The sequence below is a fragment of the Rhizobacter fulvus genome, assembly GCF_964020785.1.
This window is the reverse complement of the sequence record NZ_OZ224516.1, coordinates 2,090,027-2,115,326: the sequence shown is the minus strand read 5'-3', so window position 1 is coordinate 2,115,326 and position 25,300 is coordinate 2,090,027. Positions and strand designations below refer to the sequence as shown.

The 25,300-nt window shown below is 69.7% G+C and carries 22 protein-coding genes; 13 read left to right on the top strand and 9 right to left on the bottom strand.

The window, feature by feature from the left end:
- Positions 1-190: 190 nt before the first annotated feature.
- From ACWH49_RS10020 to ACWH49_RS10000, 5 genes are all read right to left on the bottom strand, one after another.
- Positions 191-376: a hypothetical protein gene (locus tag ACWH49_RS10020; protein WP_448171332.1), complete on the bottom strand. Its 186-nt coding sequence runs from the start codon at positions 374-376 to the stop codon at positions 191-193.
- A gap of 1 nt (position 377) precedes the next feature.
- Complete coding sequence (locus tag ACWH49_RS10015; RefSeq protein ID WP_448171331.1) at positions 378-518, bottom strand: hypothetical protein; 141 nt, start codon at positions 516-518, stop codon at positions 378-380.
- Positions 519-835: 317 nt separating this feature from the next.
- Positions 836-2,527, bottom strand: a complete 1,692-nt coding sequence (locus tag ACWH49_RS10010; RefSeq protein ID WP_448171330.1) for an ABC transporter ATP-binding protein — start codon at positions 2,525-2,527, stop codon at positions 836-838.
- Positions 2,524-3,576, bottom strand: a complete 1,053-nt coding sequence (locus ACWH49_RS10005; RefSeq protein WP_448171329.1) for an ABC transporter permease — start codon at positions 3,574-3,576, stop codon at positions 2,524-2,526. The genes ACWH49_RS10010 and ACWH49_RS10005 overlap by 4 nt, the downstream gene beginning before the upstream one ends.
- Complete coding sequence (locus ACWH49_RS10000) at positions 3,573-4,511, bottom strand: ABC transporter permease (protein ID WP_448171328.1); 939 nt, start codon at positions 4,509-4,511, stop codon at positions 3,573-3,575. The genes ACWH49_RS10005 and ACWH49_RS10000 overlap by 4 nt, the downstream gene beginning before the upstream one ends.
- A gap of 312 nt (positions 4,512-4,823) precedes the next feature.
- On the opposite strand from ACWH49_RS10000, the gene ACWH49_RS09995 reads away from it, so the two are divergent.
- The 8 genes from ACWH49_RS09995 to ACWH49_RS09960 all read left to right on the top strand — a co-directional run bounded on the left by ACWH49_RS09995 (position 4,824) and on the right by ACWH49_RS09960 (position 18,399).
- On the top strand, positions 4,824-6,674 hold the full coding sequence (locus ACWH49_RS09995; RefSeq protein ID WP_448171327.1) for an ABC transporter substrate-binding protein: 1,851 nt from the start codon (positions 4,824-4,826) through the stop codon (positions 6,672-6,674).
- On the top strand, positions 6,671-8,491 hold the full coding sequence (locus tag ACWH49_RS09990; RefSeq protein ID WP_448171326.1) for an ABC transporter substrate-binding protein: 1,821 nt from the start codon (positions 6,671-6,673) through the stop codon (positions 8,489-8,491). Before ACWH49_RS09995 ends, ACWH49_RS09990 begins: the two co-directional genes overlap by 4 nt.
- Positions 8,488-10,302 carry an ABC transporter substrate-binding protein gene (locus ACWH49_RS09985; protein ID WP_448171325.1) on the top strand — a complete coding sequence of 605 codons (1,815 nt, stop codon included), beginning with the start codon at positions 8,488-8,490 and terminating at the stop codon, positions 10,300-10,302. The genes ACWH49_RS09990 and ACWH49_RS09985 overlap by 4 nt, the downstream gene beginning before the upstream one ends.
- A gap of 4 nt (positions 10,303-10,306) precedes the next feature.
- A complete protein-coding gene (locus tag ACWH49_RS09980) occupies positions 10,307-12,100 on the top strand; it encodes an ABC transporter substrate-binding protein (protein WP_448171324.1) in 1,794 nt (597 codons plus the stop codon).
- Complete coding sequence (locus ACWH49_RS09975) at positions 12,097-13,911, top strand: ABC transporter substrate-binding protein (protein ID WP_448171323.1); 1,815 nt, start codon at positions 12,097-12,099, stop codon at positions 13,909-13,911. The genes ACWH49_RS09980 and ACWH49_RS09975 overlap by 4 nt, the downstream gene beginning before the upstream one ends.
- Positions 13,912-13,941: 30 nt before the next feature.
- Positions 13,942-15,774, top strand: coding sequence for an acetoacetate--CoA ligase (locus tag ACWH49_RS09970; RefSeq protein WP_448171322.1), 1,833 nt, complete (start codon positions 13,942-13,944; stop codon positions 15,772-15,774).
- Positions 15,764-17,398 (top strand): diguanylate cyclase, encoded by a 1,635-nt coding sequence (locus tag ACWH49_RS09965; protein WP_448171321.1) that lies wholly within the window; start codon positions 15,764-15,766, stop codon positions 17,396-17,398. The genes ACWH49_RS09970 and ACWH49_RS09965 overlap by 11 nt, the downstream gene beginning before the upstream one ends.
- Positions 17,399-17,577: 179 nt before the next feature.
- Positions 17,578-18,399: an N-acyl amino acid synthase FeeM domain-containing protein gene (locus ACWH49_RS09960; RefSeq protein ID WP_448171320.1), complete on the top strand. Its 822-nt coding sequence runs from the start codon at positions 17,578-17,580 to the stop codon at positions 18,397-18,399.
- A gap of 9 nt (positions 18,400-18,408) precedes the next feature.
- On the opposite strand, the gene ACWH49_RS09955 is transcribed toward ACWH49_RS09960, so the two are convergent.
- Together ACWH49_RS09955 and pepA are read right to left on the bottom strand one after the other, a co-directional pair.
- On the bottom strand, positions 18,409-18,639 hold the full coding sequence (locus tag ACWH49_RS09955; protein WP_448171319.1) for a hypothetical protein: 231 nt from the start codon (positions 18,637-18,639) through the stop codon (positions 18,409-18,411).
- A 94-nt stretch (positions 18,640-18,733) separates the two neighbouring features.
- Positions 18,734-19,543, bottom strand: coding sequence for a flocculation-associated PEP-CTERM protein PepA (gene pepA / locus ACWH49_RS09950; protein ID WP_448171318.1), 810 nt, complete (start codon positions 19,541-19,543; stop codon positions 18,734-18,736).
- 271 nt (positions 19,544-19,814) lie between these two features.
- Here pepA and ACWH49_RS09945 point away from each other — a divergent pair, with 271 nt between their 5' ends.
- Positions 19,815-20,738, top strand: coding sequence for a ThiF family adenylyltransferase (locus tag ACWH49_RS09945; protein ID WP_448171317.1), 924 nt, complete (start codon positions 19,815-19,817; stop codon positions 20,736-20,738).
- Positions 20,735-21,826, top strand: a complete 1,092-nt coding sequence (locus tag ACWH49_RS09940; protein WP_448171316.1) for a hypothetical protein — start codon at positions 20,735-20,737, stop codon at positions 21,824-21,826. The genes ACWH49_RS09945 and ACWH49_RS09940 overlap by 4 nt, the downstream gene beginning before the upstream one ends.
- On the opposite strand, the gene ACWH49_RS09935 is transcribed toward ACWH49_RS09940, so the two are convergent.
- Positions 21,784-22,332 (bottom strand): flavin reductase family protein, encoded by a 549-nt coding sequence (locus tag ACWH49_RS09935; RefSeq protein WP_448171315.1) that lies wholly within the window; start codon positions 22,330-22,332, stop codon positions 21,784-21,786. The genes ACWH49_RS09940 and ACWH49_RS09935 overlap by 43 nt on opposite strands.
- 181 nt (positions 22,333-22,513) lie before the next feature.
- Between ACWH49_RS09935 and ACWH49_RS09930 the strand changes: the two genes are divergently transcribed.
- The 3 genes from ACWH49_RS09930 to ACWH49_RS09920 are packed head-to-tail and all read left to right on the top strand — an operon-like array spanning position 22,514 to position 24,738.
- A complete protein-coding gene (locus ACWH49_RS09930) occupies positions 22,514-23,050 on the top strand; it encodes a sigma-70 family RNA polymerase sigma factor (protein ID WP_448171314.1) in 537 nt (178 codons plus the stop codon).
- Between the two features lie 25 nt (positions 23,051-23,075).
- The gene (locus tag ACWH49_RS09925) at positions 23,076-23,924 is read left to right on the top strand and encodes an anti-sigma factor family protein (RefSeq protein ID WP_448171313.1); all 849 of its coding nucleotides are present in this window, start codon (positions 23,076-23,078) and stop codon (positions 23,922-23,924) included.
- A gap of 19 nt (positions 23,925-23,943) precedes the next feature.
- Positions 23,944-24,738: a tetratricopeptide repeat protein gene (locus tag ACWH49_RS09920; protein WP_448171312.1), complete on the top strand. Its 795-nt coding sequence runs from the start codon at positions 23,944-23,946 to the stop codon at positions 24,736-24,738.
- Here the strand turns inward: ACWH49_RS09920 and ACWH49_RS09915 are convergent.
- Positions 24,707-25,291: a PEP-CTERM sorting domain-containing protein gene (locus ACWH49_RS09915; protein WP_448171311.1), complete on the bottom strand. Its 585-nt coding sequence runs from the start codon at positions 25,289-25,291 to the stop codon at positions 24,707-24,709. The two genes, ACWH49_RS09920 and ACWH49_RS09915, sit on opposite strands and share 32 nt — an antisense overlap.
- Positions 25,292-25,300 lie beyond the last annotated feature (9 nt).

Sequence of the window (25,300 nt, the reverse complement as noted above, 5' to 3'; positions counted from 1 at the left end):
AACCCCTTCGTGGACTGCATGGTGCGCGAGAGTGTCGCGCGCCGCACGTCCGGGGGTCAGAGGGCTTGCCCGCAGAAAAAAAGAAGGGAAGCGGGACAGTGATCGCGGGGGCTCGCTCTCGACTCCGCCCCAGCCTGCCCGCTCCCCTCAGGACGTCAGGACCGTCCGCAAAAGGGTAGACGCCGCGTTGTCAACGCAAGTTCAGTTCGGCGCGCAGCCACAACGACAGCTGGGCCGGCGCGCGGCTGGTCTGCAGCACGCGGAACGGTTGGCGAGGTGCGCTGGGTTGAAGCACCGGGTCGCGGCGCTGCGGCAGCACGCGGCTGGCGGCGGCGACAGGTCGCTTGACGATGGGCGACGTGGCGTTCTGGTTCATCTCAGGCCCCCGTGCCGCGGGCGGGCACGTCGAAGTGCGGGCCGGTGACCGGCAGCAGCACGCTGGCGGCGCGGCTCATCCAGTCGGACAGGTCCAGCGTGGTCGGCAGGCGCTGGGCGCCGGGCTGGGTCAGCCGCAGCACCGAGGAGGCGCCGCCGCGGCAGCGGGGGGTGGCCGGCCGCAGGCGGCGCGGCGTGGAGGAGGCAGTCCGGACAGAGCGGTTCAGCGGCATGGCAACGACGTCCTTGGAGTCCTTGACCCGTCGCGGCCGGCGGCTGCGCGGGTGCTGTGAGCCCACAGGCGCAACCTCCGTGCCAGCGCCCGTGGACCCCGCCAACGGTGGCGCCGACGGGTCGGGTGACGCCAAATCGAACAAGCGCGAACGAAAACCGGCGTACCCGTAAGCGGAGCGTTACAGGTTCGACCGGATTCGTCGCGGGCTGGCCGGCGCGCCTGCGGTCAGGCGACCGCGCGGTACCCGCGCGGGATGGCCCCCAGCAGCCGCCGCGTGTACTCCTGCTGCGGCGCGTCCAGGATCTGCGCCACGCTGGCCTGCTCGACGACCTCGCCGTCCTTCATCACCAGCACCTCGTCGGCCATGAAGCGCACCACCGCCAGGTCGTGGCTGATGAAGATGTAGGCCAGGCCGAATTCGTCCTGCAGGTCCTTCAGCAGGTTCAGCACCTGGGCCTGCACCGACACGTCGAGCGCGCTGACCGCTTCGTCCAGCACCAGCACCTCGGGGTCCAGCGTCAGGCAGCGCGCGATCGCCACCCGCTGGCGCTGCCCGCCGGAGAACTCGTGCGGGTACTTGTCCATCGCCGCGTCGTCGAGGCCGACCTTGCGCAGCAGCGCACGGGCGCGCTCCTCGCGATCGTCCTGATCGCGGCCGATGCCGTGGATCGTCATCGGCTCGACCAGCGTCTGGCCGACCGTGAAGCGCGGGTTCAGGCTCGCGTACGGGTTCTGGAACACCACCTGGATGCGCTTGCGCATCGGCAGCATCTCGCCCTTGCTCAGCGCCAGCAGGTCGATGCCGTCGAATGTCACCTTCCCGGTGACCGGCCCGCCGCTCGGCTCGTGCAGGCGCAGAAGCGCGAGCCCCATCGTCGTCTTGCCGGAGCCCGACTCGCCCACGACGCCCAGCGTGTGGCCCTGGCGCAGCTTGAAGGTCGCGCCCTTGACGGCCTTGAACTCCTTGCGCCCGAACACGCCGCTGCGCAGCCAGAAGCTCTTGGTCAGCGCGCTGGCCTCGATGATCACCCGGGCGTTCGGGTCCTTGGCCTTGCCCACGGCATCGCGGGCGTGGCCCGCGATGTGGTCGTCGATCACCATCAGCCGCGGGGCGCGCTGCTCCAGCGTCGGCCGGCAGGCCAGCAGCGCGCGGGTGTACGCGTCCTGCGGGTCGGCGAAGATCCGCGCCACCGGTCCCTGCTCGCGGACCGTGCCGTGGCGCATCACGACCACGTGGTCGGCGATCTCGCCGACGACGCCCAGGTCGTGGCTGATGAACAGCATGCTCATCCGGTACTTGGCCTTCAGGCCGGCCAGCAGCTCCATGATCTGGCGCTGGATCGTCACGTCGAGCGCGGTGGTCGGTTCGTCGGCGATCAGCAGCTTGGGCTCGCAGGCCAGCGCCATCGCGATCATCACGCGCTGCTGCTGGCCGCCCGACAGCTGGTGCGGGTAGACGCCGAGACGCCGCTTCGGCTCCGGCATGCCGACCTCCGTCAGCAGCGCCTCGGCGCGCTTCATCGCATCGCGCGCATTCAGCCCCAGGTGCTTCATCAGCGGCTCGCAGATCTGCTGACCGACCGTGAACACCGGGTTCAGCGAGGTCATCGGGTCTTGGAAGACGCAGGCGATCTCCTTGCCGCGCAGCTTCTGCAGCTCGCTCATCGGCGTGGCGAGCATGTCGCGACCCTGGAACGTGATGGCCCCGCTGCGCTCGGCGTTGTCGGGCAGCAGGTTCAGGATCGACATCGCGGTCACGCTCTTGCCCGAGCCCGATTCGCCGACCAGCGCGACCGTGGTGTTCTCGGGCACGTCGAAGCTGACCCCCTTGACCGCCTCGAACCGCTTGACGACGCCGTTCTCCTTGCCGAGCCGGAAGGCGACCCGCAGGTTGTCGATGCTCAGTAGCGTGCTCATTCCAGACCCCGCAGCTTCGGATCGAGCGCATCGCGCAGCGCGTCGGTCATCAGCGAGAACGCGGTGACGAACACCGCCATGAAGATCGTCGCGGCGGCCAGTTGCCACCAGTGGCCGAGGATCAGCTCGCTCTGCGCCTCGCTGAGCATCGTGCCCCAAGAGACCTGGTCGACGCCGACGCCCAGGCCGAGGTACGACAGGATCACCTCGCTCTTGATGAAGCCGACGACGTGAATCGACAGCTGCACCAGCACCACGTGGCTGACGTTCGGCAGGATGTGGCGGAACATGCGCGACGCATTGCTCGCGCCGATCGCCTCGGCCGAACGCACGTAGTCGCGGTTCGCGTGCTTGATGAACTCGGCGCGCACCAGGCGGTAGATGCCGGTCCAGCCCGCCAGGCCCAGGATCAGCACGACCGAACCGATGCCGCGCCCGAACACCGCCGCGAACGCGAAGATCAGCAGGATGCCGGGGATCGCGGTGAAGACGTTGTAGACCCACTCCAGCAGGTCGCCGACCTTGCCGCCGAAGAAGCCGGCGACGGCGCCGAGCAGCGTGCCGATCACGGTGGCCAGCACCGCGGCCGAGACGCCGACCAGGATCGAGACCTGCGCGCCCTTGATCGCCTTGGCCAGCACGTCGCGGCCGAGCCGGTCGCCGCCGAACGGCAGCGTGTCGGCGCGCACCGCGTCCTTGGTCTGGTACTTCTTGGCCGCTTCGGCCCACTCGGCGTAGCGCGGCGCGAGCGGGTCGACCGCGGAGATGTCGACGTTCGGGCCGCTCGGCGCGGCGATCGCGACGCTCTCGGTCTTGGCGGCGGGGCCGATGAAGGTGGGCGGCGCGTCGGGCACGCCGCGCTCGACCTGCCAGTCCTTCGCGACCAGGCCGAGGCCCGACGCGAGCACCAGCAGCAGGAACAGCGCCACGATCACCAGCGAGGTCAGGCCGACATGGTCGGTCTTGAAGCGTGTGGCCGCCGCGGCCCACACGCCCTTGCCGCGCGTCATGCTCGGCGTCAGTTGGGGACTCACCAGCGTGGAACTCATTTCAGCACCACCCGCGGGTCGACCAGCTTGTAGAGGATGTCGGTCAGCAGGTTCACGACCATCGTGATCACCGCGATGTAGATCGCGAACGCCTGGATGACCGGGTAGTCGCTGCGGTTCACCGCCAGCAGGATCTCGCGGCCCAGGCCCGGAATCGAGAAGAACACCTCGATCAGGAACGAGCCGACGAAGATGCCCGGCAGGCTGACCGCCACGTTGGTCAGGATCGGGATCATCGCGTTGCGCAGCACGTGCTTCATCAGGATGACCGGCTCGGTCAGGCCCTTGGCGCGCGCGGTGCGCACGTAGTCGTGGCCGATCTCGTCGAGGAAGAAGGTGCGATACAGGCGCGTCGTCGGCGCCAGCGAGACCGCCACGGCCAGCAGCACCGGCAGCGGCGCGTAGGTGGTCAGGTTGGTCCAGACGCTGTCGCTCCAGCCCTGCACCGGGAACAGCCCGAGCTGGAACGCGAACACGTACTGCCCGACGATCACGTAGACCAGGAACGAGATCGACAGCGCCACCGTCGTCAGCACCATGATCGCGCGGTCGGTCAGCGAGCCGCGCACGTAGGCCACGCCCATCGCGAACGGGATGGCGAGCAGCGTGTCCAGGATCAGGATCGGCACCATCACCGTCAGCGTCGCCGGCAGGCGGGTGGCGAACAGGTTGGAGACCGCCTCGTTGGTCGCCCAGCTCTTGCCCCAGTCGAACGTGACGATCTGCTTGAGGAAGATGCCGAACTGGGTCCACAGCGGCTCGTTCAGCCCGAGCTGCTGGCGGATCGCGTCGACCTGCTGTTGGGTGGCGTTCAGGCCGCCGAGGATTTCAGCGGGATCGCCGCCGAAGGCTTTGAATAGCAGGAACACCAGCAGAACGACGCCGAACAGTGTCGGGATCATCTGCCAAAGGCGTCGGATCAGATAGGCCGCCATGGCGGGGCACACTCCTCATTCAGTCAAATCGGGGCACCCCGCGCGCCGCCCGTGCTCGTGGCGGGGCGGGCGGCGCAGGGTGCGAGCGGACGGGAGTCTAGGGCCTGCGCGGGGCCGCCCTCCCCCGCGTTTGCCCTCTTTCACCGCCGCGCGGCTGGCGGGCCGGCACGCAATTCGCGTGCCCCGGGTCGGCGGCGGCGGAACCTTGGTGCTTGCACCGTGTCCGACGGCGCAGCGCTGCCCCTAGACTCCCGCCTTCGATTCACCGGCCCCACCCGGGCCCCTGTCGTGATCCCACAAGGAACGCCGTCCATGCCCTCTCGCGCCGCCGCGCCGCGCCGCGCTTTCGTCCTTCGCGGCCTCGCGGCGCTCGTCGGCGGCTGGTTCGCGCCGCGGGCCGGGGCGCAACCCGCGCCGGCCACGGCGCCCGGCGGCAAGAAGGTCCTGCGCTACGCGATGCGCGTCGCGGAGACCGGCTTCGACCCGGCGCAGATCTCGGACCTCTACTCGAGCCTGATCGCCTCGAACATCTTCGATTCGCTGTTTGCCTACGAATTCCTCGCGCGTCCGGTGCGGTTGCGACCGAGCACCGCCGCGGCGTTCCCCGAAGCGTCGGCCGACTTCAAGCGCTTCACCGTCCGCGTCAAGCCGGGCATCTTCTTCGCCGACGATCCGGCGTTCAAGGGCGTGAAGCGCGAACTCGTCGCGGCCGACTACGTCTACAGCATCAAGCGCCACTTCGACCCGCGCTGGAAGAGCCCGACGTACCAGACCCTCGCGAACAACGCGATCGTCGGTCTGGACGACCTGCGCCAGGCATCGATCAGGAACAAGACGCCGTTCGACTACGACACGCCGGTCGAGGGCCTGCGCGCGACCGACCGCTACACGATCCAGTTCATCCTCGGCACGCCGAACCCGCGCTTCACCGATGCGCTGAGCGATCCGTCCAAGCTCGGCGCGGTCGCACGCGAGGTGGTCGAGTTCTATGGCGACAAGATCATGGAGCACCCGGTCGGCACCGGGCCGTTCCGGCTCGCCGAGTGGCGGCGCAGCTCGCTGGTGGCGCTCGAGAAGAACCCGAGCTACCGTGACGAGTTCTACGACGAGGAGGCGCCCGCCGGCGACGCGCTCGCCCAGGCCGCCGCCGCCAGGCTGAAGGGCCGCAAGCTGCCGATGGTCGACCGGGTCGAGCTCAGCGTGATCGAGCAGCCGCAGCCGCGCTGGCTGGCCTTCATCAACCGCGAGATGGACGTCGTCTGGCAGGTGCCCGAGGACTTCACCAACATCGCGATCCCGAACAACCAGGTCGCACCCAACCTCGCGAAGCAGGGCGTCTACCAGGTCCGCTACCAGCGCAACGACGCGTCGATGTCGTACTTCGGCATGGAGAACCCGGTGGTTGGCGGCTACACGCCCGAGAAGGTCGCGCTGCGCCGCGCGATCGCGCTGGCAGTCAACGTCGACGAGGAGATCCGCGTGGTGCGGCGAGGCCAGGCGATCGTCGCGCAGTCGATCGTGCCGCCGGGCCTGTACGGTTACGACCCGGCGTTCAAGAGCGAGATGGGCGAGTTCAACCGCGGCAAGGCGCAGGCGCTGCTCGACCTGTACGGCTACACGGACCGCGACGGCGACGGCTGGCGCGAGCAGCCCGACGGCTCGCCGCTGACGATCGAGTACGCGACCCAGCCGAACGACCTTGATCGCCAGCTGATCACCCAGTGGAAGAAGAACATGGATGCGATCGGCATCCGCATGGTTTTCAAGACCGCGCAGTGGCCCGAGAACCTGAAGGCCTCGCGCGCCGGCAAGCTGATGATGTGGGGCGTGGCCTGGACCGGCGGGCCCGACGGCGAGGAGTTCCTCGTGCTCGGCGACGGCCCCGAGAAGGGCCAGGCCAACCACGCCCGCTTCGACCACCCCGAATACAACCGCCTGTTCCAGCAGATGCGCGTAATGCCCGACGGCCCCGAACGGCTGAAGGTGATGACCCGCATGAAGGAGATCCTGGTCGCGTTCATGCCCTACAAGGCGCACGTGCACCGCATCTGGACCGACCTGGCGCAGCCCTGGGTCGTCGGCTACCACCGCAACCTGTTCGTCGCCGAGTTCTGGCGCTACGTCGACATCGATCTGGACGAGAAGGCGAGGCGCCTGGGATGAGCGGCGCCGAATTCACCCGCCGCAGCGTGCTCGCGGCCGGCGCCGGGGCGGCGCTGGGCCTGCCGGCGGCCGCGCGTGCCGAGCCGGGAAAGAAGGTGCTGCGCTATGCGTTCGAGGTCGCGGAGACGAGCCTCGATCCGGCCAAGATCAACGACCTCTATTCGCGCATCCTGACGCCGCACATCTTCGAAGGGCTGTACCACTACGACCACCTGGCGCGGCCGATCAAGATCAAGCCGCTCACCGCCGACGGCATGCCGCAGGCGTCGAGCGATTTCCGCACGTGGACGGTCAAGATCAGGCCCGGCATTTACTTTGCAGAGGACCCCGCCTTCAAAGGCAAGCGACGCGAACTCGTCGCGCAAGACTACGTCTACAGCTTCAAGCGCTTCGCCGACCCGGCCAACAAGAGCCCGGTCTGGTCGGGCCTCGAGACCGAACGGCTGCTCGGCCTCAACGAGTTGCGCCAGGCCGGCCTCGATGCGCGCAAGCCGTTCGACTACGACCGCTACATCGAAGGACTGCGCGCGCTCGACCGCTACACCTTGCAGTTCAAGGTGGCCGAGCCGCGCCCGCGCTTCCATGAGAACCTGGCGTCCGGTGACCTGTTCGGGGCGGTGGCCCGCGAGGTGATCGAGTTCTACGGCGAGGAGGCCGAGTCCCATCCCGTTGGCACCGGCCCGTTCCGCCTCGTGCAGTGGCGACGCAGCTCGTTCATCGCATTCGAGCGCAACCCCGGCTTCCGCGAGATGTTCTACGACGCCGAGCCTGCCGCCGACGATGCGGAGGGGCAGGCCTGGGCGGCGCGACTCAAGGGACGCCGCCTGCCGATGGTCGATCGCGTCGAGATCTCGATCATCGAGGAGGAGCAGCCGCGCTGGCTGGCGTTCCTGAACAACCAGGCCGACCTGCAGTTCGAGATGGGCTTCCAGTTCATCCCGCAGGCGATGCCGAACGGCAAGGTCGCGCCGAACCTGGCGAAGCGCGGCATCCAGGGCTACCGCTATCTGGAGCCGACGGTCTACTGCGCGTTCTTCAACATGGAGGACCCGGTCGTCGGCGGCTACGAGCCGGCACGCATCGCACTGCGCCGCGCGATCGGGCTGGGCCTCGACGGTCGCGTGCTCGTCGCGTATGCCTTCAACGGCCAGGGGACACCGGCGCAGACCCCGCTGCTCCCGCACACCAGCAACTACGACCCGAAGTACCGCAGCGAATTCGGCGAGTACGACGCCGCGCGTGCACAGGCCCTGCTGGACCTCTACGGCTATGTCGACAAGGACGGCGACGGCTGGCGCGAACAGCCCGATGGCAAGCCGCTGGTGCTGCGCATCAACACCCAGGCGGACCAGCGCTCGCGCAAGATCGCCGAGGTGATGGACCGCAACCTGCGCGCGCTGCGCATCCGCAGCGAGTCGGTCGTGGCGCAGTGGCCCGAGAACCTGAAGGCCGCACGTGCCGGCAAGCTGCAGGTGTGGACGGTCGGATCGCAGGCCGACGCGCCCGATTCGATCGGCGCGCTTGCGCGCTACGACAGCCGCCAGATCGGCGGCCAGAACATGGCGCGATTCCGCATGCCCGCGTTCGACGAGTTGTACGACCGAGCGCAGGCGCTACCGGACGGCCCGGAACGCGCCGCGCTGTTCGAGCAGGCCCAAAAGCTTGCCGTCGCCTACATGCCGTACAAGTACACGATGCACCGAATTTCCACCGACATGGCCCAGCCGTGGCTGATCGGCTACCGCCACCCGGTGTTCTGGACCGACTGGTGGCAATACGTGGACATCGACGACTCTTTGCCCCATCCCACCCGATGAAGAAGCTGCACGACCTGTTGTTCGCCGCCGGCCTGCTCGCCGCTGCGGCCGCCCACGCGCAAACCCCCGCGCCGGCCGCGTCGCCGCAAAAGGTGCTGCGCTACGCCTTCGAGGTCGCCGAGACCAGCCTCGACCCGGTCAAGATCAACGACCTCTATTCGCGCACGCTGACGCCGCACATCTTCGAGGGCCTGTACACCTACGACCACCTCGCGCGGCCGGTGAAGATCAAGCCGCTCACGGCCGACGGCATGCCGCAGAACTCGGCCGACTTCCGCACCTGGACGGTCAAGATCAAGCCCGGCATCTACTTTGCCGACGACCCGGTCTTCAAGGGGGCGAAGCGCGAGCTTGTCGCGCAGGACTACGTCTACGCGATGAAGCGCTTCGCCGACCCGGCCAACAAGAGCCCGGTCTGGAGCGGGCTCGAGAACGAGAAGCTGCTGGGCCTGGCGGAGTTGCGTCAGCGCGCCATCGACAGCAAGAAGCCCCTCGACTACGACACCGAGATCGAGGGCGTGCGCGCCCTCGATCGCTACACCGTGCAGTTCCGCATCGCCGATCCGCGCCCGCGCTTCATCGAGGCGCTCGCCGGCGGCGATCTGTTCGGCGCGGTGCCGCGCGAGGCAGTCGAGTTCTATGGCGAGCAGTTCCAGGCGCACCCGGTCGGCACCGGACCGTTTCGCCTCGTGCAGTGGCGGCGCAGCTCGTTCATCGCGCTGGAGCGCAACCCGGGCTACCGCGAGCGCTATTACGACGCCGAACCGGCCGTCGACGACGCCGAAGGCCAGGCCATCCTGGCGCGGCTCAAGGGTCGGCGCCTGCCGATGGTCGACCGGGTCGAGATCTCGATCATCGAGGAGGAGCAGCCGCGCTGGCTGTCGTTCGTCAACGGCGAGGCCGATCTGGCCTATCGCGTCGGCTACCAGTTCGTGAACCAGGCGATGCCGGGCGGCAAGGTTGCACCCCACCTTGCGAAGCGCGGCGTGCAGGGCTTCCGCTACGTCGAGGCGGCGGCGAACTACTACCTGTTCAACCTCGATGACCCGGTGGTGGGCGGCTACACGCCCGAGCAGGTGGCGCTGCGCCGTGCGTTCGGGCTCGGTCTGAACACGCAGAACATCATCGACTACGCCTACAGCGGCATGGGCACGATCGCGCAAGGGCCGACGCTGGCGCACACTAGCGCCTACGACCCGAAGCTCAAGACCGAGGTGGGCGACTACGACCCGGCGCGTGCCAACGCGCTGCTCGATCTTTACGGCTACAAGGACCGCGACGGCGATGGCTGGCGCGAGCGCCCCGACGGCTCGCCGCTGGTGCTGGACGTCAACACCCAGTCGCAGTTGCGCGACCGGCGCATCGCCGAGGTGATGACCAAGAACATGAAGGCGCTCGGGATCCGGGTGCGGATGAAGGTCGCGCAATGGCCCGAGAACCTGAAGTCGGCGCGTGCCGGCAAGTACCAGATGTGGGCGCTCGGCGGTTCGTCCGCCTCGCCGGATTCGGCCGGCGCATTCCAGCGCATGGACAGCCGCCAGATCGGCGGCCAGAACATGGCGCGCGTGCGCCTGCCCGAGCTCGACGCCGCCTACGCCAAGCTGCAGGAACTGCCCGACGGGCCGGAGCGCCTGGCAGTGTTCCGCCAGGCCGAACAGATCGCGCTCGCGTACATGCCCTACAAGTTCACGCTGAACCGCGTCTCGATCGACATGGCGCAGCCGCAGGTGATCGGTTACCGCCATCCGGTCTTCTGGCAGGACTGGTGGCAGTACGTCGACATCGACGACTCCCTGCGCCCGAGGCGCTGAAAGCATGAGGCTGCGCCGGTTCCTCTGCATCGTCGCCGTGCTGGCCGGGGCAGCGGGCGCGCGCGCCGAGCCGCTGAAGGTGCTGCGCTACGCGTTCGAAGTCGCCGAGTCGAGCCTGGATCCGGCCAAGACCAACGACTTCTATTCCAAGCAGGTCATCGGCAACGTCTACGACGGCTTGTTCGCCTACGACCACCTCGCGCGGCCGGTGAAGATCAAGCCGTGGACCGCGCGCGCGCTGCCCGAGGTCAGCGATGATTTCAAGGTCTGGACGATCAGGCTGCGCCCCGGCATCTACTTCGCCGACGATCCTGCCTTCAAGGGTCAGAAGCGCGAGCTGGTTGCCCAGGACTACGTCTACTCGATCAAGCGCTTCGCCGATCCGGCCAGCAAGAGCCCGAGCTGGGGCGGCGTCGAGGCCGACGGCATCGTCGGATTGGCCGAGCTCCGCGCGCAGTCGCTGAAGAACCGGACGCCGTTCGACTACGACCGCGAGATCGAGGGCCTGCGCGCGCTCGACCGCTACACGCTGCGCATCACGCTGAAGGAGCCGCGCCCGCGCTACAACGAGAGCCTGGCCGGCGGCGACCTGTTCGGCGCCGTCGCGCGCGAGGTGGTCGAGTTCTATGGCGATCGGTTCGATGCGCACCCGGTCGGTACCGGGCCGTTCAAGCTCGCGCAGTGGCGGCGCAGCTCGTTCATCGCGTTCGAGCGCAACCCCGATTTCCGCGAGGTGCTGTACGACGCGGCGCCCGCCGCCGACGACACCGAAGGCCAGGCGCTGCTCGCAAAGTACAAGGGCCGGCGCCTGCCGCTGGTCGATCGCGTCGAGATCTCGATCGTCGAGGAAGAGCAGCCGCGCTGGCTCGCCTACGTCAACGGCGAGGCCGATCTTGCGTACCGCGTGGGCTACCAGTTCGCACCGCAGGCGATGCCGAACGGCAAGGTCGCGCCGAACCTCGCGAAGCGCGGCATCCGCGGATTTCCGATCGTCGAGTCGGCCGGCAACTACTACTACTTCAACATGGAGGACGCGACCGTCGGCGGCTACACGCCGGAGAAGGTCGCGCTGCGCCGCGCGATCGCGCTCGGCATCGACGCGAAGAACGTGATCGACTACGCCTTCAACGGCCTGGGCACCTACTCGCAGGGCCCGACCCTGCCGTTCACCAGCGCCTACGACCCGTTGCTCAAGACCGAGTTCAGCGACTACGACCCGGCGCGCGCGCGAGCGCTGCTCGACCTGTACGGCTACGCGGACCGCGACGGCGACGGCTGGCGCGAGCTGCCCGACGGCGCGCCACTGCTGCTGCGCGTCTCGACCACGCCGGTGCAGCGCGACCGCAAGATCGCCGAGGTGATGAACAAGAACATGAAGGCGCTGGGCATCCGCGTGCAGCTGCTGACGGCGCAGTGGCCCGAGAACCTGAAGGCGGCGCGCGCCGGCAAGCTGCAGATGTGGTTCCTCGGCTCGATCTCGACCGCGCCGGATGCGGGCGGATCGTTCGCCCGCTACGACGGTCGCCAGGCCGGTGGCCAGAACCTTGCGCGTTTCAAGCTGCCCGAGGTCGATGTGCTCTACGACCGGCTGCAGACGCTGCCCGACGGCGCCGAGCGGCAAGCGACCTTCCGCGAGATCGAGCGCCTGGCGATCGCCTACATGCCGTACAAGTTCACGTTGACCCGGGTGTCGCTCGACATGACCCAGCCGCAGCTGATCGGCTATCGCCGGCCGGTGTTCTGGAAGGATTGGTGGCAGTACGTGGACATCGACAACACGAAGCGGGTGGCCCGGTGATCGACCGCCGCAGCTGGTCGGCTGCGATGCTCGGCGGGCTGGCGCTGCCGTCGTGGGCGAACGCGGCCGAACCCGACACCATCGGCGAGAACATCCTGCGCGTACCGTTCGAGTCGGCCGAGACGGGCTTCGACCCGGCGCAGATTGCGGACCTCTATTCGGCTCGGGTCACCGCGCACATCTTCGAGTCGCTCTACCGCTACGACTGGCTCGCGATGCCGGTCAAGGTCAAGCCGCTCACCGCGGCCGCACTGCCCGAGGTGACCGACGACTACCGCGTCTGGACGATCCGGCTCAAGCCCGGCATCTTCTTCGCCGACGACCCGGCGTTCAAGGGCCGGCGGCGCGAGCTCGTCGCCGAGGATTACGTCTACTCGATCAAGCGCATGTACGACCCGGCGACGAAGAGCCCCAGCCTGTCGACGTTGGAAGAGGACGCGCCGCTCGGGCTGGCGGAACTGCGCGAGGCCGCGCTGCGCCAGAAGAAGCCGTTCGACTACGACACGCCGGTGCCGGGCCTGCGCGCACTCGACCGCTACACGCTGCAGTTCCGGCTCCCGGAGTCGCGGCCACGCTTCGTCGCCGGGCTGTGCGCGTCGTCGATCATGGGCGCGGTGGCGCGCGAGGTCGTCGAGCATTACGGCGACGAGATCATGGCGCACCCGGTCGGCACCGGGCCGTACCGGTTGAAGAGCTGGCGGCGCAGCTCGCGCATCGTGCTCGAACGCAACCCGACCTTCCGTGAAGTGCTGTACGACGGTGAGCCGGCCGCGGACGACGTCCAGGGACAGGCCTGGCTGGCGCGTTTCAAGGGTCGCCGCCTGCCGCTGAACGACGGCGTCGAGATCTCGGTGCTCGAAGAGGGCCAGGCGCGCTGGCTGTCGTTCCTGCAAGGGCGCGTCGACTACGTGCGCGTGCCGCCCGAGTTCACCAACTTCGCGGCGCCCGCCGGCACGCTGGCGCCCAACCTCGTGAAGCGTGGCATCCGGGCGCGCAAATACGTGAATCCCGATTTCACGGTCTCCTGGTTCAACATGGAGGACCCGGTCGTCGGCGGCTACACGCCCGACAAGGTTGCGCTGCGGCGGGCGATCGGCCTGTCGTACAACATCGATCGCGAGATCAGGATCGTGCGACGCGGCAGCGCGATCGCGGCGCAGGCGCCGATGCCGCCCGGGACCTACGGCTACGACGCCGCGTTCCGTACCGAGCAGAGCCAGCACGACCCGGCGCGCGCCAAGGCACTGCTCGATCTGTACGGCTACGTCGATCGCAACGGCGATGGCTGGCGCGAGCAACCGGACGGCTCGCCGCTGGTGCTGCACATGGCGACGCAGACCTCGAACATCGAGCGGCAGCTCGACGAGAACTGGCAGAAGAGCATGGCGTCGGTCGGCGTGCGGGTCGTGTTCGACACCGCGCAGTGGCCCGAGAACTTCAAGGCCGCGCGCGCGGGCAAGCTGCAGATGTGGGGCCTCGGCTCCACGCTCGGCGAGGACGCGCAGGCCGGCCTCGAATACATGTATGGCCCGTCGATCGGCAGCGGCAACCTGGCGCGCTTCAAGCTGCCCGCGTTTGACGCGATCTACCGGCGCATGCTGGTGCTGCCCGACGGCCCCGAGCGCGCCGCGCTCTTCCTCGAGGCGGCCAAGCTCGTCACCGCCTACATGCCCTACAAGATGCACGTGCACCGCGTCTACACCGACCTGACCCAACCGTGGATCACCGGCTGGCGCGAGGGGCTGTTCCGCCGCGAGTCGTGGATGTTCGCGGAGGTCGACGGCCCGCTGCGTGAGCGTTTGTCTCGTTGACGACCGGTCGGCGGCTTGCACAATGGCCGCATGACCTCGCCCCGCATTCACCACATCACCCGCTACACCGACTGGCTCGCGCGCGAGCGCGGCCTGCATTTCGACCCGGCGACGACCGAAGGCTACGACGCGCTGTGGCGCTGGTCGGTCACCGACCTGCGCGCGTTCTGGGGCTCGATCTGGGAGCACTTCGGCATGCAGTCGCCGACGCCGTACGGCACCGTGCTCGAGGCCGAGGTCATGCCCGGCGCGCGCTGGTTCGTCGGCGCGCAGGTCAACTACGCGCAGCACCTGTTCTCGCATGCCGACGCGGCGCATGCGGCCGGGCACCCGGCCATCGTGTTCCAGAACGAGGCGATGCGCGCGCGCGGCGAGCTGCAGGAGATCGCCTGGCCCGAGCTGCGCCGCCAGGTCGCGTCGCTCGCCGCGCGGCTGCAGGCGCTCGGCGTGCAGCGCGGCGACCGGGTCGGCGCGTTCATGCCGAACATCCCGCAGACCATCGTCGCGTTCCTGGCCTGCGCCAGCCTCGGCGCGATCTGGTCGGTCTGCTCGCCGGACATGGGGCCGGTCGCGGTGCTGGACCGCTTCCGCCAGATCGAGCCGAAGGTGCTGATCGCGGTCGACGGCTACACCTACGGCGGCGTCGCGCACGACCGCCTCGCCGTGCTGCGCGGCCTGCTCGACGAACTGCCCAGCGTGCACCACGTGCTGCTGCTGAAATACCAGGACGAAGCCGCCGACGCGGCCGCACTCGCCGGCCCGCGGCGCGCGGTGCACGACTTCGCCGCGGCCTGCGCCGTCGACCTGCCGTTCGCGCCCGTGTGGCTGCCGTTCGACCACCCGCTGTGGGTCGTCTACTCCAGTGGCACCACCGGTCTGCCCAAGCCGATCGTTCACGGCCACGGCGGCGTGATGATCGAGGCGCTCAAGGCCGGCGCGCTGCACAACGACGTCGGCCCGAGCGCGCTCGGCGGCGACCGCTACCACTGGTACAGCGCGACCGGCTGGATCATGTGGAACTCGCAGGTCGGCGCTTTGCTCGGCGGCACCACGATCTGCGTGTACGACGGCAACCCGGGCGGCGCGATCAAGGCGCCCGACCTGAACACGCTGTGGCGCTTCGCGGCCGACGCGGGGGTGACCTTCTTCGGCGCCGGCGCGGCGTTCTATGCCAACTGCCTGAAGGCCGGCATCGAGCCGGCGAAGGTGGCTGACCTGTCGGCACTGCGCGCGGTGGGGTCGACCGGCTCGCCGCTGTCGGTCGATTCGTACCAGTGGGTCTACGACCAGATGCCGAAGGTCGACGGCCATGACATCTGGCTGACGCCGATCTCCGGCGGCACCGATTTCGCCGGCGCGTTCGTCGCCGGCCTGCCGACCCTGCCGACCGTGATCGGCGAGATGCAGTGCCGCTGTCTCGGCGCGGCCGTGCACGCCTGGGACGAGCAGGGCCGCGACCTGATCGACGAGGTCGGCGAGCTGGTGTGCGCCAAGCCGATGCCGTCGATGCCGCTGTACTTCTGGGGCGATGCCGACGGCAAGCGCGGAGCTGCCAGTCAAGAAGCTGCTGATGGGCACGCCCGCCGAGCAGGTGTTCAAGCTCGACGCGATGGCCAATGCCGGCTGCGTCGCCTGGTTCGTCGCGTTCGCGAAGCGGCGCGCCGACGCCTGACGCGACCTGGCGCGACGGCGGGCAGGTGCTGTCCTACGCCGGCTGCCCGCGGCTTCCGACGTTGCGGCGCCGGCGCGCTCATTACAGTCCTGCGACAGGCTGGATGCGGGATCGCGCCGCATCGGTCGAACCGGGGACAACGTGCGCACCAAGTCGAGCTCTCGCCGCAGCATCCTGTCGGTGCCTCCTGACCCTGCTGCTGCCGCCCAGCCGTTCGAGGACAGCGCGCTTGGCGGTTTGGCGGACGCCTGGCGGGCTCTGGACGCTGGGGATGCGCAGAAGGCGCGCAACATCGGCCAGTCGGCGCTGATCGCCGCCAAGGCGCGTGCGGATCTGCACGGCGAAGCGCAAGCCCTGAACTGCCTCGCGCATGCCGACCGGATCGACTCGCGCCTGCGCCGCGCCGGAGAGACCAGCCGACGCGCCGCGCAGGTGTTTCAGCGCCTGGGCGACGTCGAGGGCGAGGCCGGCGCGCTGACCACGCTCGCACACGTCGCCATGCTGCTCGGCCGCAACGACGAGGCCGTCGAGGCCGCGATCCTGTGCGTGCGCCTGTGCAACCCCGACACGCCGACGCCCCAGGCCGTGCTGGCCTACAACGGCCTGGGCATTGCCTATGGATGGAGCGGCAACTACGACCGCGCCAACGCGGCACTGGCGTTCGCAGTCGAGGTCGCCGCCCTGTGCGACCCGCCGGTCAGCGCCTACCAGCCGCGCTTGAACCAGGCGTGGATCGAGGCGGCACGCCTGGCCGACGAGCGCTACGAGAAGGGCGAGATCGGCAGCCTGACCCGCCTGGCCAGCCTGGTCGAGGAGTGCCGCGCGCTCGAGGGCGAAGGCGCCGGCGCCACCGTGCTGCCCGGCCTGATGCCGGCCGCCCGCACGGTGTCCCTCGTGCTGGGGGCGCTGCTGGCCGCCTGGCGCCGCGACGTGCCTGCGGCGCGCCGCGAGGCCGAGCTGGCGGTCCGCTCGCTGGGCGGCATCGTCACCTGGCTGGATGCGGTCGTCCATTGGGTCCTCGCCGAGCTGGCGTGGCTGCAATCGGACTGGAGTAGCGCCGAGATCGCGCTGCGCGAGATGAAGGAGCTGGGTCTCGCGGTCGAGCACGAGCAGCTCGCCTGCATGGCCCATCTGCTGCTCATCCAGGTATTTGAGCAGCAGGGCAAGTTTCCCGCCGCGCAGCAGGAGCAGCGCGCGCTGCGCTCGCGCGAGCGGCGCATGCGCAGCGACAGCGTCAGCAGCCGCGAGGCGGTGGTGAAGTGGCAGCTCGGCGCGCGCCAGAGCGAGGCCCACCTGCAGCGCGCGCTGGTCGAGTCCAAGCAGTTCGAGCGCTGGTCGTTCGAGGACCCGCTGACCGGCATCGCGAACCGGCGCTACTTCGAGCAGGAATTGAGCGAGCGTCTCGCCCGGGCCGCCGGTGACGGCCGGCCGCTGACCGTGGCGATGATCGACCTCGATCACTTCAAGGCCGTCAACGACACCTACACCCACCAGGTCGGGGACAGCGTGTTGAGTGCGCTCGCCGGCGTGATGGCCCGGACGGTGCGACAGGGCGACCTCCCCGCCCGCCTGGCCGGTGACGAGTTCGTGGTGCTGTTCCACGACGCCGACACCGAGGTCGCGGCCGAAATCTGCGAGCGCATCCGCGCCGCGATCGCGGCGTTCGACTGGAGCGCCATCGCGCCCGGGCTCCAGGCGTCGGTCAGCATCGGCATGGCGACCGCGGTCGAGGGCGACACCGTCGGCACGCTGCTGCATCGCAGCGACCAGTCGATGTACACGGTCAAGGCCAGCGCATTCAGGAGCAGCTACTGACCCACCCGGAAACTCCCCCCGGGGTGCGCGCACTCGTTACATACCCTTTCGGCATGGGCCGTCGCGGGGCCGGTACACCGCAGTTAAAGTCCGCACCCAAGGGATTGGTTGTCGGCCGTCGCGCCGCGGGCGCGCAAAAGAAACCCGCCAGGGTTCGCCCGGACATTCGAGGAAAGTTCTTGGAAAGCGACACGATCATCGGGGTGCTGCACGAGGCGCACCTGCCGCTGCGCTCGATGCTGCAGAGCGATTTCGGCCCGGAAGCCGGCAGCGAAGACGAAGTCAGCCGGCTGTTCAAGATCCGCAGTGCCGACTCGTTCGGCCAGCGCAGCTCCGCGTCGGTGCTGATCAACCGCATGTATTCGGCGCGCGGCTACCGCACCACGCCGCTGCCGACGAGCCAGCAGCCGACCCGCATCACGTTCACCGCCACCGAGCACGACGAGACCATCGGCACCATCACGGTCGGGTTCGATTCCGCCAACGGGCTGCATGTGGACGAGTTGTTCGAGGTCGAGACCGAGCAGATCCGCGCCCAGGGTCGCCGGCTGTGCGAGTTCACGAAGCTGGCGATGGACAGCGTCGTCAAATCCAAGCGCGTGCTCGCGTCGCTCTTTCACGTCGCCTACATCTTCGCCCACCGCATCATGGGCATCGACGACCTCGTGATCGAGGTCAACCCGCGCCACGTGCGCTACTACGAGCGGATGCTGGGGTTCGAGGCGATCGGCGAGCCGCGCCACAACGGGCGCGTCAACGCGCCGGCGGTGCTGATGCGCCTGCGCTTTTCGCACGCACACGAGCAGATCGACCGCTTCGGCGGGCGACCGGAACTCGGCGCGAGCGAACGCTCGCTGTACCCGTATTTCTTTTCGGTGAAGGAGGAGGCGTCGATCGTCGGTCGCCTGCGGCGCACCCAGCCGGACTGGGCGCTGCTGGACGATCAGCCGGCGCCGTCGTTCTTCACGCGGCCGGTGCAGCCGCGCGCACCGCACCACTGAGGGCGGGACTCAGGCGTCGCAGAGCGACGATTCGTATTCGAGTTCGGCGGCCATCACCGGGTCGAAGTGCCCCAGGTCGCCCCACAGGTCGCACGCCAGTCGGCGCGTACGCTGTTGCCCCAAATGGGGTCGAAGCTCCATCAGCGTGCTCGAGAACGCCTCGACCCACTGCGCGCGCGGCGAGCGCAACGCGGCCAGCGGGACGGCGGTGCCGCGCTTGAAATTGCCTTGTGCCTGCATCGTGGTGGGTGGAGTGGTCCGGAACCCGATGTTCGCTGAAGTCGACGGGTCGCGCGTGTAGGAGAAACCGCGCGCGACCCGTCGGATCAGACCGTCAGCTGCGCTGGCGGCGACGAGCGACGAAGCCGACGGCACCGAGGCCCGCCAGCATCAGCGCATACGTCTCGGGCTCGGGGACGGCCGACACCTGCTGGAAGCTGATCTTGCCGCCGCCTTGCGTGATGTAGAACCCGCCTTCGAACGGCGTGACCGTGTCCGGCGTGTTCGCGAACGTGGTCAGCGCGATGTCGTAGAACGGGTTCGGCGCGGCGAAGAAGCCGGCGTTGGTCGCGTCGATGTCGAAGTTCAGCGAGGCGCCGGCGAAAGCGTAGAACTTGCCGGTCGTCGGGTCGGGCAGGGTCGAGCCGCCACCCGAGATCAGCGAGCCGGTCGCAAGAACCTTCTCGCCAGCCGCGGTTTCCACAGCGTTGCCGCCGGCATCGAAGCCGAAGGTCGCGGTGCCGACGTCGTTGTAGCCGTACAGCGTGTAGGTCAGCGAGTTGAACGTCGCGATCGTGCCCGCGGCGGTCGGGTCGGTCCCGACGGTGGTGCCGCTGGCGGTGAACATCACGTACATGCCCAGACCCGGGACGGTGATCTTCGGATCGGTGGCCGACTGGAAGCCGGTCATGACCAGGTAGCCGGTCTCGGTGAAGGTCGACGCGCTGGTGAACGTGACCTTCGAATAGTCGGAGATCAGGATATTGTTTGCGGTGACGCTGTCGCCGGTCAGGCCCGCAGCGGCCGGATCGAACGTGAAGGACGGCGGGTCTGCCGCCATCGCCGCCGAGCCGGCAGCGGCGATTGCCAGTGCCACGGCAGTGCGTAGCAGCGGCAAACGGGTCGAGGAAATTTTCATGGACATGGCGCTCTCCTGAGAAGGTGTGTGATGGGCCCGCTTTTGTCGCGGACAGCACATTTCAACCAGGGACGATCGAAGTTCTTGTAGGACGACGCCGCACCCCGCCGTCTCCCCCCCGTGAACGCGGGGGCCGTCGTTACACCGCAAGCAAATGCAACATGTATTCCGACTGGTGAGCGGGACGAATTCCTACGTGCGCGAGGCGTGGTGTGGAGGAAGCTGGCCGTCCCCGAAGTGCCCCGGACCGCCGACTGATCATGCGCCTGTCGCCATCGTGTTTCCTCCGCTCGCAGCGCAGCCGCGCGGCCGCGGCATGAACGTGCGGGACGCGGGTTCGGTGGCGTCGTTCGATTACGACGAGGCGTTCTCTCGCAACCTCGGCTGGGTCACCGAAGCCGAGCAGGCGAAATTGCGCCGGAGCCGCGTCTGCATCGCCGGCATGGGCGGGGTCGGCGGCATCTACCTGCTGACGCTCGCGCGGCTGGGTGTCGGTGCCTTCAGCATCGCCGACTTCGACACCTTCGCGCCCGCGAACATGAACCGTCAGGCCGGCGCCACCGTGTCGTCGATGGGGCGGCCCAAGGTCGACGTGATGCTCGAGATGGCGCGCGACATCAACCCCGACCTCGACGTGCGGGTGTTCGACCAGGGCCTCGACGCGTCCAACCTCGACGCGTTCCTCGCCGACGGCGACGCCTACCTCGACGGGCTGGACTTCTTCGCGCTCGACATCCGGCGCCAGGTCTTCGCGCGCTGCGCGGCGATGGGCATGCCGGCGACCACGGTGGCGCCGCTCGGCATGGGTGCGGCGCTGCTGAACTTCGTGCCCGGCGGCATGAGCTTCGACGACTACTTCCGGCTCGAGGACCAGACCGACGACGAGCAGGCGCTGCGCTTCCTGGTCGGCCTGTCGCCGGCGATGCTGCAGCTGCGCTACCTGGTCGACCCGTCCCGTGTCGACCTCGCACGCCGCCGCGGCCCGTCGACCGTCATCGCGGTGCAGTTGTGCAGTGGTCTGGCCGCGGCGCAGGTGATCAAGCTCGTGCTGGGCCGGGGCCCCGTCGTCGCCGCGCCGCGCGGCCTGCATTTCGACGCCTACCGCAACCGGCTCAAGCACACCTGGCGGCCGGGCGGCAACGGCAATCCGATGCAGCGCTTGCTGATGAACGTGGCGCGGCGTCGCCTGAGCACGCGATGAAACCCGCGGATCAGACGCTGCGCGAGCTCCTCGCGGCCGGCCTGCTGGCGCCGTCCGCGGAGAACAAGCACGAGCTGCGGTTCGTCGTCGAGCGCGACCAGGTCGCCCTGGTGCCGACCGAGCGCGCGAGCTGGGCGGCGGCGCCGCACCGCGAGCTGCTCACGCTGATGTCGTTCGGTGCGATCGTCGAGAACATCGCGTTGATGTCCGCGCGGCACGGATTGCTGCTCCAGCCCGCGCTGTCGCTGCAGGCGCGCGACGGCGCCGTCGTGCTGCTGCGCTGGCGCGAGCGGCCGGCGTCGATCGGGGCGCTCGATCCGCTGGCCGACGCAGTTGCGCTGCGCCACACCAACCGCCGGTTCTACGCGCGTGCGCCGGTCGAGTCGGCCACGCTCGCGGCGCTGTCCCAGGCGGCGCTTGGCGTGGACGGCGCGCGTGTCCGCTGGCTGGCCGCACCCGACGAACGCCGCCGCGCATTGCGCGCCATCCGCCTCGCCGAGACCGAGCGCTTCAAGCGCCGCGCGCTGCACGCCGAACTGTTCGGCGCGGTGCGCTTCGAGGCCGGCTGGGAGGGCACGCTGCCGGAGTGGCTGGCACCGGCGACGCTCGAGGTGGAGCCGCCGGCCCGGCCGATGTTCGGCGCGCTGCGCCACTGGCGCGCGATGCGCGCCGCCGCGTGGGTCGGCGCGCCGGCGATGCTCGGGCTGCGCGCCGGCTACCTGCCCGCGGCGCTGTCGCCGCATCTGGGCATCGTGCTCGCGCGCGGCGAAGACGACGCGGCCACGGCGTTCAGCGCCGGCCGCGCATTCCAGCGGCTGTGGCTCGCCGCGGCGGCCGCCGGCCTCGCACTGCAGCCGATGGCCGCCGCGACGGCATTGGCACGCCAGCATGCCGGCGGCGACTGGGTCGCGCCATCGGTGCAGCAGGAGCTGAAGCGACTGCTGGCCACGCTCGGCCCGGCGGTGGGCGAGCAGCCGCAGATGCTGTTCCGGCTCGGTCGGGCGCGCGCGCCGTCGGCCGTGGCCGGGCGTCGGCCGCTCGACGACTACCTCGAAGGCGAGGTCGTGTCGTCCCCGTCGCCGCCCTGAATCGGCAGCTCGGTGAAGTAGCGGCCGCCGTGGAAGATCAGCGGCTGCGCGTCGGTCCGGTGCGCGCAGCGCTCCACCTCGCCGACGAAGATCACGTGGTCGCCCTCTTCGTAGCGGCTGCGGTTGAAGCACTCGAACACCGCCGCCGAGCCGGCGAGGATCGGCGCGCCGCCCGCGCCCTCGCTGAACGCCACGCCCTCGAAGCGCCGCGCCGACTTGCTGGCGAAGCGCTCGGCCAGCGCATGCTGGTCCGCCGCGAGGATGTTGATCGCGTAATGCGAGCCGCGCTCGAAGTGCGGCATCGAGCCGGCGCTGCGGGCGAGGCTCCACAACACCAGCGGCGGCGCGAGCGAGACGGAGTTGAACGAGTTCGCGGTCAGCCCGACCGGCGCGCCGTCGGCACCGCGCGCGGTGACGATCGTCACGCCGGTCGCGAACATGCCGAGCGCGGCGCGGAAGTCGCGGGCCGAGAAGCTGGGTGCCACGGCGCGGAGCGGGGGAGTCATGGGTCGCATTGTCCGGGATTCGCCGCCGCCCGGCCGGCCTACACTTTGGCGCATGGACCCCCTGGCGCCTCCCCTGCCGACCGCGGCCTCCGGCAACGCCCGCAACCTCCGCGAGCAGGCCCTCGGCGAAGCCGCGATCCGTCCGGCGGAATAAGCCGCCGGCGCCGCGCGTATACCGATCGTGCACGCCCCCGCCGCCTTTCGCCAGCAGCTGCTCGGAGCGATACCGCGCCTGCGGCGCTACGCGCGCTCACTGGTGTTCGACACCCATGCTGCCGACGACCTGGTGCAGACCGCGCTGGAGCGCGCGCTCGCCCACTGGCACCAGTTCGACCAGCAGCGCGACATCCTGGTCTGGACCCTCAGCATCGCGCACAACGCCTACATGGACGACCGCCGCCGCCACGCGCGCCTGCCGATCGCCGATCCGCACGATGCAAGCAACGCCGGGCTGGACGAGCGCCATGCCGCCGAGACGCCGGACATCGGCCTGCGGCTCGACCTGGTCGCCGCGCTGAAGCAATTGCCTGTCGAGCAGCGCGAGCCGCTGTTGCTGGTCACGCTCGAACAACTCTCCTACGCCGAATGCGCCGAGCTGCTGCGCATCCCGATCGGCACCGTGATGTCGCGCATCTCGCGCGGGCGGGTCGCGCTGCGCGCGCTGCTCGACGGGCGTGCGCCGCATGCCACCGCGCCCGGCCTGCGCCGCGTGGTCTGATGCCGCGCGCCTCGAACGAACCACCATGACCTCCGCCCCGATCGACGACCTCACGCTGCACGCCTGGCTCGACTGCGAACTCCCGCCCGAGCGCCACGCCGAAGTCGAGGCATGGTTGCAGGCGCACCCCGAGGACGCCGCGCGCGTGCGCCTGTGGGCCGCCGACCGCGAACTGATGCGCACGCGGCTCGGTGCCGTGCTCGACGAACCGGTGCCGCCCGCGCTGCAACAGGTGGTGTGGCGCCGCGGCGAGCGCGGCCGGGTGCTCGGCGCGGGCTGGCAGCGCTGGGCCGCGGCTGCCGCGGTGTTCGCGCTCGGCGGGCTGCTGGGGGCGGGGGCGATGTGGCGCGTGCAGGCGACCGGCCAGCCGCTCGCCGCCGCGGGGGCCGGCGAGCCGGCCTGGGTCAGGCGCGCGGCGGTCGCGCATGCGGTCTACGTGCCCGAGGTGCGCCACCCGGTCGAGGTCAAGGCCCAGGAGGAGCACCTCAGCCGCTGGCTGACGCGCCGACTCGACGTGCCGGTGAAGTTGTTCGACCTGCGCGCGCAAGGCTTCGAGCTGGTCGGCGGCCGCTTGCTGCCGGATGCGTCCGGGCCGAGCGCTCAGCTGATGTACGAGCGGGCGGCGGCGCCGGCGGCGTCGGGTGTCGCCGCCAAGCCGCTGCGGGTGACCGTCTACCTGCGCAAGCCGGATCGCGACACCCCGGCCGCGTTCCGCTACGAGCAGCAGGGCGCGCTCGGGATGTTCTACTGGGTCGAGGGCGCGAGCCCGCAGGGCGGCCCGGTCGGCTACGCGCTGGTCGGCGAACTGCCGCGCGCGCAGTTGCTGGCGATGGCCGAGGCGATCTACCGGCAAGGCGCTGCGCCGGCCAAGTGAGGCGGGCGAGAATCGCCCGATGACGACAAGTGCCGCCCCCTGGCCCGCCCGGCCGGTCGCGCCGGAGGACCTGGCCGCGATCAGCATCGCCCAGTGGCGCGCCGTGCTCGACGGTGCGCCGGACCAGGCCGCCGGCTGGGTCACAGCCGCCGCCCGGCTCGGGCACGCCGAAGCGCAGGCCGTGCTCGGCCAATGGTGTCTCGACGGCCACGGCGTCGTGCGCGACCCGGCGCAGGCGCTGCACTGGTTCCTGCGCGCGGCGCACCACGGCCACGCGATGGGGATGAACATGGCGGGCCGCTGCCATGAGCAGGGTTGGGGCGCGCCTGCCGATGCCGCCAAGGCGGTGCACTGGTACCGGCTGGCGGCACGGACGAACCTGCCGCAGGCCCAGTACAACCTCGCGAACCTGCTGGCCGCGGGGCAGGGCGTCAAGCGCGATCACGCGCAAGCGTTCGGGCTGTACCGGGACGCGGCCGAGCAGGGCTACGCGAAGGCGTTCGCGAAGCTCGGGCGGTATTTCGAGGATGGTGTGGTCGTGCCGCGGGACCCGCAGAAGGCACGCGACTGCTACCGCCGCGGCGCCGAAGGTGGCGACTTTCGCGGCCAGTTCTGCCACGCCGGCATGCTGGCCGAGGACGGCCGGCACGACGAGGCCCTGCGCTGGCTGGCCCAGGTGCCCGAGACCGCGACGCCGCGTTATCTCGAGCAGGCCGGCACACTGTTGCTGCAGTCGCCGCACGGCGCGATCCGCGCCGTGGGCGAGCGCATGCTGGCGAAGCTCAGGCCGCCGGCTTGCGGCGACGTGCCATGAAGCCGATGGCGCCCATGCCGGCGAGCATCAGCGCGTAGGTCTGCGGCTCCGGAACGGCCGGCACGTTGGTGAACAGCGACGCGTGCGACAGGCCGAGACCGCTGGTGTTGGCCAGGTTCACGGTGTAGGCCAGGTTACCGGCGGCGACGCCGTCGGCGAAGTAATAGGCGGACCAGGCCTGGCCCAGCTTCAGCGTCAGCACCAGCGGGCTGGAGAAGGCTTGCGCGAAGGTCACGTAGCCGCCGCTGTTGGACAGGCCGACCGCGTCGATGAACGAGGTGGTCGTGCCGACGGCCGAGCTGTTGTCCTTGTACTGGATGCTGAAGGGCGCGCCCCAGCCTTCGGCGGCGATGATCGCGTTGACTTGCGTCAGGTCGTCGTTCGGCGGCGGTGCAATCGAGCCGTAGCAGTCGGACGCGGCCGCCGAGAAGGTGACGGCACCGCAGGCCCACGATCCGTCGGCCACGGGGGCGTTGACAGCGAAGCTGGAGCCGGAAGCAGCGAGGGTCGAAACGGCGATCAGGGCGCCGAGGACATTGCGCGAGAAGTTCATGTGGTTTCC

Coding starts and splice junctions, on each gene's coding strand:
- ACWH49_RS10020 (WP_448171332.1), bottom strand. CDS start 376: ATGAACCAGAACGCCACGTCGCCCATCGTCAAGCGACCTGTCGCCGCC.
- ACWH49_RS10010 (WP_448171330.1), bottom strand. CDS start 2,527: ATGAGCACGCTACTGAGCATCGACAACCTGCGGGTCGCCTTCCGGCTC.
- ACWH49_RS10005 (WP_448171329.1), bottom strand. CDS start 3,576: ATGAGTTCCACGCTGGTGAGTCCCCAACTGACGCCGAGCATGACGCGC.
- ACWH49_RS10000 (WP_448171328.1), bottom strand. CDS start 4,511: ATGGCGGCCTATCTGATCCGACGCCTTTGGCAGATGATCCCGACACTG.
- ACWH49_RS09995 (WP_448171327.1), top strand. CDS start 4,824: ATGCCCTCTCGCGCCGCCGCGCCGCGCCGCGCTTTCGTCCTTCGCGGC.
- ACWH49_RS09990 (WP_448171326.1), top strand. CDS start 6,671: ATGAGCGGCGCCGAATTCACCCGCCGCAGCGTGCTCGCGGCCGGCGCC.
- ACWH49_RS09985 (WP_448171325.1), top strand. CDS start 8,488: ATGAAGAAGCTGCACGACCTGTTGTTCGCCGCCGGCCTGCTCGCCGCT.
- ACWH49_RS09980 (WP_448171324.1), top strand. CDS start 10,307: ATGAGGCTGCGCCGGTTCCTCTGCATCGTCGCCGTGCTGGCCGGGGCA.
- ACWH49_RS09970 (WP_448171322.1), top strand. CDS start 13,942: ATGACCTCGCCCCGCATTCACCACATCACCCGCTACACCGACTGGCTC.
- ACWH49_RS09955 (WP_448171319.1), bottom strand. CDS start 18,639: ATGCAGGCACAAGGCAATTTCAAGCGCGGCACCGCCGTCCCGCTGGCC.
- pepA (WP_448171318.1), bottom strand. CDS start 19,543: ATGTCCATGAAAATTTCCTCGACCCGTTTGCCGCTGCTACGCACTGCC.
- ACWH49_RS09940 (WP_448171316.1), top strand. CDS start 20,735: ATGAAACCCGCGGATCAGACGCTGCGCGAGCTCCTCGCGGCCGGCCTG.
- ACWH49_RS09935 (WP_448171315.1), bottom strand. CDS start 22,332: ATGACTCCCCCGCTCCGCGCCGTGGCACCCAGCTTCTCGGCCCGCGAC.
- ACWH49_RS09925 (WP_448171313.1), top strand. CDS start 23,076: ATGACCTCCGCCCCGATCGACGACCTCACGCTGCACGCCTGGCTCGAC.
- ACWH49_RS09920 (WP_448171312.1), top strand. CDS start 23,944: ATGACGACAAGTGCCGCCCCCTGGCCCGCCCGGCCGGTCGCGCCGGAG.
- ACWH49_RS09915 (WP_448171311.1), bottom strand. CDS start 25,291: ATGAACTTCTCGCGCAATGTCCTCGGCGCCCTGATCGCCGTTTCGACC.